The organism is Marinospirillum sp., from assembly GCF_014859565.1.
Genome location: NZ_JACUUA010000104.1, coordinates 1 through 11,802, shown reverse-complemented (window position 1 = coordinate 11,802; position 11,802 = coordinate 1). Strand labels below are relative to the sequence as shown.

General features: G+C 50.9%; 8 protein-coding genes. 4 read left to right on the top strand and 4 right to left on the bottom strand.

Translation table 11 applies throughout. The features are described from left to right. Positions 1-313 precede the first annotated feature (313 nt). The 3 genes from IBX50_RS12470 to IBX50_RS12460 all read right to left on the bottom strand — a co-directional run bounded on the left by IBX50_RS12470 (position 314) and on the right by IBX50_RS12460 (position 1,538). The gene (locus tag IBX50_RS12470; RefSeq protein WP_292256311.1) at positions 314-727 is read right to left on the bottom strand and encodes a pentapeptide repeat-containing protein; all 414 of its coding nucleotides are present in this window, start codon (positions 725-727) and stop codon (positions 314-316) included. 94 nt (positions 728-821) lie between these two features. Beyond that, complete coding sequence (locus IBX50_RS12465; RefSeq protein ID WP_292256309.1) at positions 822-1,178, bottom strand: hypothetical protein; 357 nt, start codon at positions 1,176-1,178, stop codon at positions 822-824. Between the two features lie 87 nt (positions 1,179-1,265). After that, complete coding sequence (locus tag IBX50_RS12460; protein WP_292256308.1) at positions 1,266-1,538, bottom strand: hypothetical protein; 273 nt, start codon at positions 1,536-1,538, stop codon at positions 1,266-1,268. Positions 1,539-1,726: 188 nt separating this feature from the next. Between IBX50_RS12460 and IBX50_RS12455 the strand changes: the two genes are divergently transcribed. Genes IBX50_RS12455 through IBX50_RS12440 form a run of 4 tightly spaced genes read left to right on the top strand, consistent with a single transcriptional unit; the run spans position 1,727 to position 11,554 of the window. Continuing rightward, the gene (locus tag IBX50_RS12455) at positions 1,727-8,431 is read left to right on the top strand and encodes an SNF2-related protein (RefSeq protein WP_292256307.1); all 6,705 of its coding nucleotides are present in this window, start codon (positions 1,727-1,729) and stop codon (positions 8,429-8,431) included. Continuing rightward, the gene (locus IBX50_RS12450) at positions 8,428-8,865 is read left to right on the top strand and encodes a hypothetical protein (protein ID WP_292256305.1); all 438 of its coding nucleotides are present in this window, start codon (positions 8,428-8,430) and stop codon (positions 8,863-8,865) included. The genes IBX50_RS12455 and IBX50_RS12450 overlap by 4 nt, the downstream gene beginning before the upstream one ends. Further along, positions 8,862-10,517: a portal protein gene (locus IBX50_RS12445; RefSeq protein ID WP_292256303.1), complete on the top strand. Its 1,656-nt coding sequence runs from the start codon at positions 8,862-8,864 to the stop codon at positions 10,515-10,517. Before IBX50_RS12450 ends, IBX50_RS12445 begins: the two co-directional genes overlap by 4 nt. 5 nt (positions 10,518-10,522) lie before the next feature. After that, on the top strand, positions 10,523-11,554 hold the full coding sequence (locus IBX50_RS12440; protein ID WP_292256301.1) for a hypothetical protein: 1,032 nt from the start codon (positions 10,523-10,525) through the stop codon (positions 11,552-11,554). Positions 11,555-11,588: 34 nt separating this feature from the next. Here the strand turns inward: IBX50_RS12440 and IBX50_RS12435 are convergent. Next, positions 11,589-11,802, bottom strand: a 214-nt coding sequence (locus IBX50_RS12435) for a site-specific DNA-methyltransferase (RefSeq protein WP_292256299.1), incomplete at its 5' end; no start/stop codon positions are given.

Here is an 11,802-nt window from a genome sequence, read left to right as displayed (position 1 = left end):
ACTGCCATCTAGCAGGTAGCAGCCCTGAAACAACATAATAAATTTAACACCTACTGTTGCTATCAGGTGCGCTTGTTTGTTGGTGGCTTTTACGATCATAGCAGTGACCCATAGATGGTTGAGAGGATCGCAAATCCTGTAATTGTACAGGCCACAATAATCAAATCTTTAATCACTGTATTGCCTCCCGCTGGCTGTGATAATGTCCGTAGTTATAAGCAAGTCGTCGTGGCCGGGGTCAGACGACGTTTAAAACTGTTCATTTTTTCATCTCCGTTAGCACCTTTCAGCAGGTGATTTTTCAATGAGTGATTTAATTGTTTGCGCCTGACAGGTTTGCACCTGCCAGGTTTGCACCTGCCATATCGGCTCCGGTCAGGCGGGCATTGGACAGGTTTGCACCTGCCATATCGGCTTGGTAAAGGTCTGCCTCTCTAAGGTCGGCCTCACTCAGGTCGGCTCTATACAGGTCGGCCTCGTTCAGGTCTGCTTTGTGCAGGCTGGCTCCGCAAAGGTTCGCACCTTCTAAGATGGCCCTATACAGGCATGCGTCACTAAGGTTGGCTCCACGCAGGTCAACATTCCGCAGGGTCGCTCCGCTCAGGTCTACCCCACTCAGGTCTAACCCACTCAGGTCTGCGTTTGGCAGGCTGGCGCGGATGCCTTCCACGCCGTCTGTTTCAACCCACAGTTTGTGGTCGTGCAAAACTTGCTGTATGTCGATCATTTTTTCATCTCCCGTATTACAATAGTTCGGACAGTTTTAAAGAAAGCCTGCTACCCGGATAATGTGGTTGTCAAACACAACCATCTTCTGTTTGTTATTTGACCCCTAGATAATTCGTGTTTGGCTCACAAATCTTTGCAGAGCCAAAAGACCACGCGTCCCCCGGGCGGCGCACAAACACAAACAACCGTCCATTTTCCTGTTCGTAAATCGGACGACCATCTGCGTCCTTCACATCAGCTTTACGACAACGGACGGTTACGTGCTTAGCGCATGTAGACCCGTTTGCCACGGTTTTGTACTCGTCCGAGTACCCTTTGTGTACGATGGGCAACCCGCTCATAACATTAAATGGACCGCTGCGAGTTGAGAACGTGATGTCCTCAAAATCACCATGCGGTTTGTTTTCCAATATTGCAGCGGCTTGTTGTTTCAGATCTTCCCATTTCATAATCTTTACCTCTTAGTTTTCTTTAAGTATCAAAGCAATACAGCTTAATTCATACGCTGCTTTTATTTGTTTGCTTAGAGTCTCCAATCAGTATGACCAGACCTCAAACTTGTCCCAATCACATGCTTCGGCTTCATCTTCGCAGCTCTCATTAACGATGTCGAAGTACAACATCCCCTCAAAGTCATCATCACCTACACAAATCAGGACTTGCTCATAAGTCTGCTGCATACCAGCGGGGTTGCAGGAGTGGTTGGCCTCGCCTTCGGTGTGGTATTCACGGCCGTCTTTGCGAAAGGCAATGTCGACGCCTTTTATGTCAATCATTTCCACGCTGTTTTGATCAAATTGGTATTCCATGATATTTCTCCTGCTTGGTGATTAGTGTTTGCTGCTTCGATGTGGTAATCATAGCACCACAAAAAACCTTTGCAAGCGTTTTTCCTCAAAAAATACGGTTTATTTGCAACCATAAACATAAGTCTTTGTTGCTACACGTGGTTTTTCATTCGGGGTACAATGGCAAAAACCCCATCTGAGGCCAAAAAATGAAAATTGAACTGTATCAGGACGGAATGTTGCTTGAGAGTGCCGGTAATTCTGCCGTTGACACTGCTGTAGAGAGCATCGGTAAGGCTCAAAATTTCGGGTTAATTAAGAAACGCCTGGAAGCACTGATGCCCAGTGCCGGCGCTGACGATGCCAAGGCTAAGGCTGCTTACGGGCTGCGCGCGAGAGGCCAGAAAGCCAGGCAAAAATTGAATGATCAGGCCAGAGAGATTGTTAGTCGCGCACAGGGTGATCATACCAAGCTGACCAGTGAAGACCGCGACATACTCATGCAGTACAGCGGTCGCGGCGGTCTTGCTGACTCTGCCGGTGCAGAAAAAGGCGCACACCTGTTTGAGTATTACACCCCGCCAGAAGTTGCCGAAGGCACCTGGGACATGCTGAAGGCCAACGGCTTTGAAAATGGCGCGGTATTGGAGCCTTCAGCCGGTGCCGGTGTTTTTATTGGCACCAAGCCAACCGGCGTTAAAATGGTCGGTGCTGAAATTGACGAAACCAGCTCCAGTGTTGCCAGCCTACTGAATCCTGATGATGTGATCCGCAATCAGTCATTTGAGCAATTATGCACCAGCACACCAGATGGGTCTTTTGATGCAGTGATCGGCAACGTGCCGTTTGGCGACACGCGGGGAAGCTACCGCACGCAGGACGAACAGTATCAGGATATTAAGCAGATCCAGCGTTATTTTGTGACACGGGCAATCGACAAGGTTAAGCCTGGCGGCTTGATATGCCTGATTGTGCCGGTGGATATTGTCGGCGACCGGAGTAAAACCTATCAGCGGTGGCGGCGTGAACTGTCACTCAAGGCCGAATTTCTCGGTGCTCACAAGCTACCGTCTGGCACGTTTGGCGGTGCAAACGGTAACGGCACGGATACAGTAACGGACGTGTTGGTTATGCGCCGTCATAACGCGGATATTGCCAGTAAAGTTATTGACATGGCCGCAGCAGACCTGACCGCTACTAACGTGTACTGGGGTGCGTGGATCGAAGGCGAATGGTTCCGCTCCCCGGAAGGCAGGCGGTTTATTCACGGCACAGTCGAAAAAGGATTCCGTGGTGACGTGGTGACGTCCACCATTACCAATGCACAGCTTAAGCAGTTAATGGCGCGTAAGTTTGATAGCCGAATTGATTTTGAAAAACTGGGTGCAGCTGCAACTATCGACCGGGCTTATATTGACGGTGATCGCAGGGTGATTGCCGGTATTGATCATGAGATGGTGGCTGGCGAATGGATTGTTATCGAACAGACGGCCACTGCTGATGGGCGTATCGACCAAAACACTTACGGACTGGAGACAGTCAGCGAAATAAAAGCCGCTCTTGCTGGTGGCGTAAGTGCACTGGCGCTGACCTATGAGCAGGCCAAAAAAGCCGCTGGCGGCATGTTTGCAGATGACGCGGGTCGGCCTGTCATGCTAGCAATACAGGCTGCAGATCAAGCCCCAGCTGATATGAGGGAGCGTGTGTACCGCGCGTCCTTGATCGGCTCTGAAATTGAGTGTTATACCGTTAATTTGAGCGAAGGAAAATCCACCCAGGCAGACCTTGAAAAGCTGCAAGCTCTTGTTGTAAATGAAGTTAGCGCTTACGGCAATCCATCTGCTGACATTGCATATTTGCCGCTCAAGGGTATCGGTATCAATCGAGTGTTGAGTTTTGCAAAGTCTGTCAAAAAGGATGGCAGTTTTAATGATCTGCTGGCAGGCAAGGTCGATCTAAGATCGGGAAATGCTTACGACAGTGACGATCTTGCAGATGTGGTGCGTTACCTGACCAGCAGTAACGGGCTGCCGGTAGAGCTGCCAGACGCTTTGAAGCTGTACACCGGCAATGCCCTGGCTGGCAGCTTGCCAGAGGTTGCAGGTACTCAAGGTGTTGCAATCACCACGGACGGACTGCTGACCACCATGCCGCGTTACCTGTCTGGTAATATAAGCAAGAAAATCAGCAGCTTGAATCAGGCTATCAGCAAGGAGCAGTACCCTGCCGCTGTAATTGATCAGTTTAAACGTCAACTCGAAATGATCGAAGGCGCACGTAAAAAAACCAGCATTGACGGTATCGCTTTCGGTTTCCGTGCAAAGTGGCACAACCGGGAATACCTGATGCAGTTTCTGGAAGAGCAGGGCTACGACAATTTAAGGCTGATGCCGGATAGCAAGACGCTTTATGTCGAAGGTGCCGAAGGATTTGAGAAGCAGCTTGGCAAATTCATCAATTTTGAAAAGATAATGGGGTCAGCGCGAACAAAAGAATACAAAGAGCGCATCCAGCAGTTGGAAAAACAGTTCGATGTCTGGATGCGTCAGCATGAGGATGCAGACGAACTGGTGGATCTGTATAACGATGTTTTCAACGCTCACTTGCCCTATGAGTATGACGATTCACCACTGGGATTGACCGGCGTTTCTGATCAGGTGAAGCCCCACGGCTACCAGAATGCCGCCATCCGGAGAGCCAGTGAGGAAGGCCGTGGCATCATTGCCCTGGATACCGGCCTTGGCAAGACTTTCAGTGCGCTGGCTTTGGCCGCTTACAATAAACAGCAGGGACGGGCAAACAGAACCTGCGTGGTTGTTCCAAAAGCCGTGCTGGAAAACTGGTATCACGAGGCGAAACAGTTTCACGGCAAGCTGGATCATGCCCTGATTGTTGGGTTCACCCCGAAAAAAGACAAAGAAGGCATCATACAGCGTGCGCCGGTACTGGATGCGGAAGGCAAGGAAAAAACCAACAGGCATACCGGGGAAGTTGAATACCGCGATGTTCTGGCGGTAGATAGCCAAGACGTGATTCTGGACAAAATGCACCAGATCCCTACCACGTCTGCTTCGCTGGTCATTATGAGCAAGGAGCAGTTCGGCATGATTCCAATGCGCCCGGAAACGCGGGAACAGTACACGGACAAAATGGCATCCAAGCGGCTGCTGTCTGAGTCACGCGCTCAGGAATACCTACTGGGAGAAAAACCGGAAAAAGGCAGTTCATACCAACTGGCTAAAAAGTCAGAAAAATATGACGAAATGTATTCCAGTCAGGGCACGATCAAAGAAGGCGCTTACCCCTACTATGAGCAGATGGGCTTTGATTCGGTGATTGTGGATGAAGCGCATGAGTTCAAAAACGCCTATGAAGCAGGTTCGCAGACCAAGAAGCTGGCCTATTTGCCCACGGCGCCGGCATCCGGTCGATCCATTGATATGTCGGCAAAAATGGATTATTTACGCAAGAAAAATGCCGGTAGAGGCCCGGTATTGTTGTCTGCAACCCCGATAACCAACAGTCCGACAGAAATTTTTAACATGCTCAGCTATGTCATGGATATTGACGAATTTGAGAGCATGGGTGTGTCCGGCGTGGATGACTTTATTGCACTCTACTGCAATGTGGAAACAGTGGATGTTACCAAACTGTCCGGCACTGTAGAGTCCAAGGAAGCAGTAACCGGATTCCGCAACCTGGACGGCTTACGTAGCCTGTTTAATCGGTTCACCAACGTCAAAAAAGCATCAGACGTAAATGATGAAAGCAACAGCCTGTCGATTCCTGACGCTGTTGAGCATGTGGCGCAGGTAGAAATGACCGATGAGCAGCAAGATATTTACCGCAGGTTGCGCCTGCTGGCAGAGGGCAAGGAAGAGCAGCCAGATGGCACGTTCTTGATAATGAAAGATGAAGAGCGCCCAGCCATTTTCTCGGTCATTCGTGATATGGACAGGGTGACTACAGATATTGACCTGTACAACCGCACCATGACCTTCAAGATCCCGGCAAAGTACGCATCAGCAGTGGAAAAGCTACTGGCAGACCTGCCAGATAACATCAGCGAGAAGCAGGGAGATAAAGCTGATGGTGATGAAGAGGAGATTATCAAGGCACAAGCCAGCGATATTACAACCCGAACCGAAGGCGGTCATTTGATCGTGGTAACGCCTGAGATTTACGAGTCTGAGGTGGTGAAGCGGTTTAAGAAATTCGGCATTGTTGAAAAAGACGTGTCGCACCCAGTCACGCCCAAATATGCAAAAATGCTGGAAAACCTGAGGCTTGAATACGAGCGCGGCGGTAAGCAGCTGGTGTTTACCGAGGAAAAATCCCAGCATGACAAAGTGCGCCGGTTGATTGTGCACAACCTGCCGGTGGAAGCATCAGAAATTGGCATTATCAACGGCACCACAGCCACGGGTGATAAGCTGGAGAAAATCAGCGCGTCTTACAATACCGGAAAAACAAAAATCGTTATTGCCAACAAAAAAGCCGAGGTCGGGGTAAACCTTCAGCACGGCACTACCGCCATTCACCACCTGACTTTCCCCTGGACACCAGCCAGCATCCAGCAGCGTAACGGTCGCGGTGTTCGTCAGGGCAATACAGCTGAAAGCGTGGATGTTTTTTATTATGCCGGTAAAGGCAGCTTTGATACCTACCGCCTGGATCTACTGAAGCGCAAGGCTGACTGGCTGGATAGCCTGTTTACCGGGAATGAAACCCAGGTTAAAAATGCCAATGCCGGTGATTCTGACGAGTACGCGGCACTGCTGGCCAGCGACCCAGAAGACTTCAAACGCCGAATGAATGAGCAGCGGGAAGTTAAGGCCGCACAGGAGCGCACCCAGCGCAATGTGAGAGCCGGTATCGACCTGCACAACCTGTCTGCCAGCAAACGCGCACTGGAAGGCTTGAGTGATCGTGAGAATGCGGCCATTGAAAAGGCAGCCAGCGAGGAAGACAAGGCGGCCATCCGGGAGCGGTTTGCCAAAATGCGAGCCAAACATGAACGCAAGGTTAAGCAGCTGACCAGCTCCCTACTAGAGCAGTCCAAGGCTGGCAATATCGACCTTGACGCGCAGCCACTGATTGATTCAGGCGATTATCTGGTTGATACCAGCGGCGCAGTGTATGAGTCTGGTGCCGTTTACGAAACCAAGGATGGGGTGCTGTTCAGAATCACCTTGGTTGACCATGATAACCGCACCCTGGGAGGCGAGATGATTGTCGGTGTAAATTCCACACTTGCACATAGTTTTTCGCGCAACGGGATGCCGGTCAACCAAATGCCTGCTGGTATCAAGCGCGTAAAGATCAACCGCCAGCAGCTGGCGCAGCGCAGAGTTATGGAGGCCAAGGACAAATTTAACTATGGTTCGCTGTTTTTGGATGACTACCGTTGCGGTGCCGAATTTTTGGCAGAAATACAGCCGGAAATTAGCTTTGTGCCTTACGGTCGCTGTTTTGTGCTGGATTCCAGCGGTAACTACCAGCTGAAAAAGCAGCCGGAAGCAGGCGATAAGCTGGTCTACCCTGATGTGAGCGACCGGACTTTTGTAGACCGGCTCTGCATGGCGCTACTGCCGTTTATCAATAGCTATGGCGCAGAGGGTGATCTTGCAGGCGTGGCGTTTGGTAAAAACTGGAAAGACAAGGTTGCAGGCTACGGCAACAAGGCCGATAAAGCCGAGGTTCAGCGCATTGCACAGGATGCAGTGAGCGAAATTGAGGTTGATAACAGCAGCCTTGAAAACAGCATCAGATCCTACGTGATGGGCAAATCAGTAACGGTCAGAAAGGCAAGGGATGCAGCGATAGAAGCGGGCTACATCAATCTTGATGAGATTGAAAGCGCGGCAGAGTCACTGGTTGCAGACCTGAAGGATTTGATTCAGAAGCAGATCGACCAGAAAAAAGCAGAAGAAAAAGCAGCCAAACAAGCTAAGGCCGATGAAGTGCTGCGCAGCATAATGGCAAGCGAAAGCGGAAGCGAAAAAGCCGCGTTTGACGGCATTCGCTCAATGATGGTATACGAATCTTCAGATGTGGCACCTGCCGTTTCTGCCCTGATCGTTTCCGCGGCGTCTGGACTGCTTAAATCTGCCGGGGCTGAGGAGCTGCTCGTAAGAGGCACTGCACATGAACAGGATATGCACAGCAGCCTACCGGAAGGCGCACGCATTGACCGTTATGAGTTTGGCAAGGCTGTTAAGGCTGCTGCCGCTGTGATGACTTACCCTGACGTTATCAGCCTGGAGCCTATCGTTAATTCGCTGGATAAGCATAGCGGCATGGCTCACAATTCAATCGCATTGGCTCAGGATATAGCTGTTTTTGCAGCTGGTAAAATCATGGGCATTGAAAAACCGGATACCTTTGAGCAGTTGGTGAAGATCAAAAGTGACTTTGGCCGGTCGCTTCGCAATGCCCTTGATCGTGGTGGCAAGATTGACCTGTCCGATATGAGAGGCCTTGGACAAAAAGCAAGGCGCATGGTTGCCATAGATGAAATCGCTGGCGGCATAGTGACCGGCCTTGGCAAGCGGTTTGGTGCAGATATTCAGCAGCCAGAAACTGAGACGGTAGCACCCACCGAAGGCATCCCGGCCAAGCTGATTGAAACTCTCAAAGAGAAAGGGATTGTCGTCAAGATTAACAGCGATCCTGTTTACTGGTCTTCAGGAAACTCTAAAACACAAAATCTTGCCAAGGCCGGTACACGTATTTTTATGCACGACACAAAAGGCAAGAGCGGAGCGCTCTACCCTATGTCTCAAAACTTCCTGAAAAAGAGTTACAATGCAGTCTGGAGCGCTGGATTTGCCGAGGGTTTTGATGGGCTATGGTGGCACTTCCCCGTTGACAGCGTTGACTTTGATGTACTGACAGAACAGGTGGCCGGATGAATAAAATTGCTCAATACAACCCGTCAGAGCTGGCTGTTCTGATCGACAACACCCGCAAGGAGGCGGGTGGTGATTTTTCTGATATGTATATTCGTTCGCTGGCCGGGATGCTGAAGCGCAGCCCATCCATGTACTTAAGCTTCGGGCCGTGGTGGTGGGTGCTCAAGTCAGAAATGATTAACGCCGGTATCCTTGATTTTGGTGATGAAACCGATGCCGAAGTGCTGGAGATGCTGAGTTACAACAATACGGACATGAATTGCGCTGCCTGCTACGTTGCCCAGAGCGCTGCGTTTGATGAATACAGCACCCACACACACGACAGAACAGTTGTTGATCTGGACGGAGAGCCTTTTGTTTACCGGCTGGCTGACTCGACCATGGAAATGATGATTGCTGCGCAAGTTATTGAGCTTGGAGGCCGCTTGCAGTGAAATCCACTCTACTGAAAAAACTCTTTCCTGCTGCACGCAGGGAGGATGAAGAAATCAGTCCAGTATCGGTTGAGTCCGGCGGCGTAATGGAGCCTGGCATCGGTGGATGGATAGATAGCCTTGGCGGTATGCCATCGACTGACCTGTCTGCATCTGTTGACTGTGCGACAGGCGGTAACGTGCAGTTGCGCAGGCTGCCAACGGAGCGGCTGGAGCAGTACGAGATATTGCGAACCATGGCAACCGACCCCACGATTGATAGCTCCATCAAGATGCACATTGGTCATGCCTTGTCCGGCAAGTCGGACACAGGGGAGATTATCGAAATCACCGGAGAGGGCGCGATTGTTGATGAGTTGCGCGAAAACTTTACGGAGATGCTGAATAACAACCTTGAGCGGTGGACGTATAAAGCCGCTGTTTTTGGTTTTAACCCGCTGCGTGTTTATGGCGCACAGGGCAAAGGTGTTGAGCTGCTGCGGGATGACTATTACACCCATCCGTTTTTTACCCGGCGATTTGAGCGTGCCGGTCAGACTGTTGGCTGGTCAAGCAAATGGCAGCATACCAGCGGCAATAAAAACGGCAAGGGTTTGATCCAGCTGATGGATCCTTGGAAGTTTGTCGAAATCCGCATACCGGACTGGTCTACCAATATTGCCCGTGAGCCTATCCGTCATGCAGGTGATGTTTTCGATATTTCCAACGACAATTACATGGAGGAGGGATTTATCGAGGCTACGGATTACGGTAGCTCAATGATAAAGACAGCTTACGAGCCTTGGATTGACCTGCAAGAAGCCATTTTGTCGCTCAACATGAGCCGCAAGAAGGCATCAAACGTGGAGCGGTTGATCGGTGTTCAGACCGGCACGCTGAACCCTCAGAGGGCGGCGCAGTACCTTAATACTGTTAGCAGGCAGATGAACAAAACGGCTGAGGCGCAAGCCCAGAAGTCGTTAAGACAGGGATACGTTAAGACCGTCTGGAACCACGTTATCCCGGTTTTTGGATCTGGTCGTGGGCAGCTGGATATTTCGACTCTGGAAGGCCAGCCGGACATTGCTCACATTGAAGATATTCGATTCCACATTAACCGCCTTGGCGGCGCCGTGGGCATTGATCCTTCGATGCTGGGGTTCGGCGATATGCTATCCGGCGGCATGGGTGACGGTGGTTTTTTCCGCATGAGCATTCAGGCCGCCATGCGAGCGCAGTCCATCAGAACAGCGGTTGCCAACATGATTGAGCACCTGTTCGAGATTCACATTGCATTGAAATACAACAAGGTTTTTCTCGAAAAAGACAAGCCTTGGGGTGTCAAATTCCACAGCCTGAGCACAGCCATTGCCAAGGAACACGCAGAAGAGCGCGACCGCTCAAGCCAGTTCGCTATGAGCGTTGTCCAGATCATGCAGATGATCAACCCGCAACTCGAAAACTTGAAGGCTGAGGAGTTCCAGCGGTGGATACTGACTGATCTGCTGCGCGTGGAAGATGAAACAGCAGACGAAATCATTAAAAAGGCTGCACCAGCTGATGATGACCTTGAGGATGATGACCTTGAAGATGATGGCTCACTGTTTGAAAGTGTGAAAAACCGACAGAAGCTGGAGCAGGCTGTTTACGACATTATTGAGAAAATGGGGTAGTCAAGATGGGCAAGAAAGTTACTGCAACATTCAACATATTTGAGCATGGCCGCAGCAATCACTCGCGCAGCTATGATCTGGCCAACGTGCGACAGGTGCTGGAATCCGCTCAGACCAAAGAGCGCATTGCTATGCGTGAAGCATACGGCTATTACGGTCATGGCCGCAGACAGGTCACTGGAAAACTTAACATTGGCGAGTTTGAAACCATTCAAACGCCTGCCGGTGCGCTGATTCTTGAGAATGTACCGGCGCTAGTGACAACCCGCATCAGCATTGATGATGATGGCACCGTGCAGCATGAGCAAGAGTTTCTGGACACAGATCCCGGTCGCGCAGCACTGGCACTCTACGAATCCAAGGTCGGCGGATTCAGCTGGGCAATGGGTGGTCGCGACGGCGGACGATCTAACCTGTCGCGCGTAACCGGATACCACGGCATGGATTATGTTCTGGAGCCTGGATTTGCGAAAAATCGAGGGTTCCGTGTTGGCATTATGGAGTCAGCAGGCACGCTGTCTGATGATGAAGAGCAGGCGATTCTTGAATCCATGATGGCCGCTGGGCTTGATGAACAAAAAGCACTTGCCTACCGGGAGACGTTTTTTAATCCCTACCTGCTGGTTGCAGAGCTTCACCAGCGCAATGAAGAAGCCGTTAATGCCGCAGCAGACCTTGAAAACAGCCTTGAAGAAATGCGCCGCAAAAACGAGGAGCTGCAAGCCCAGATGGAGCGCGAGCGGCTTGAGCGTGAAGAAATGGCAGGTGCTCGCAGGGAGGCTTTGCTGTCGTTTGCCAAGAATATGCACTTTGCAGTCAGCCCGCAGATCCTTGAATCACTGAAGAATGGTGATACTGACAAAGAGCTGATGCTGTTCGAGAGCATCCTGCGCGAATCATCCAAGCTGAGTCGCTTGCCTATCGCTGGCAAGAGTGGTCAGCCTGCAATGGTGCCAGCGCATCCGGGTAGTGCCGCTTACCAGCGTGACGAGCCGCCTGAGTACGGCAGCATTGATGCAGCACCAAGATTCGACTGACCACAATCCCCGGCACAATGACCGGGGATTTTTTTTACTCACTGTCCTGCATTGCCTGTTTAATCCTGGATGCAGCTATTTTTGAAAACTCCTGATCCATTTCAACTCCCACAAAGCGGAACCCTTCAAGCATGGCGGCCTTGCCAGTGCTGCCACTACCCATAAAAGGATCAAGCACAACGCCCCCAGGCGGTGTGACCAAGCGGCATAGGTAGCGCATAAGAGCGGTGGGTTTTACGGTGGGGTGG

Coding starts and splice junctions, on each gene's coding strand:
- IBX50_RS12470 (WP_292256311.1), bottom strand. CDS start 727: ATGATCGACATACAGCAAGTTTTGCACGACCACAAACTGTGGGTTGAA.
- IBX50_RS12465 (WP_292256309.1), bottom strand. CDS start 1,178: ATGAAATGGGAAGATCTGAAACAACAAGCCGCTGCAATATTGGAAAAC.
- IBX50_RS12460 (WP_292256308.1), bottom strand. CDS start 1,538: ATGGAATACCAATTTGATCAAAACAGCGTGGAAATGATTGACATAAAA.
- IBX50_RS12455 (WP_292256307.1), top strand. CDS start 1,727: ATGAAAATTGAACTGTATCAGGACGGAATGTTGCTTGAGAGTGCCGGT.
- IBX50_RS12450 (WP_292256305.1), top strand. CDS start 8,428: ATGAATAAAATTGCTCAATACAACCCGTCAGAGCTGGCTGTTCTGATC.
- IBX50_RS12440 (WP_292256301.1), top strand. CDS start 10,523: ATGGGCAAGAAAGTTACTGCAACATTCAACATATTTGAGCATGGCCGC.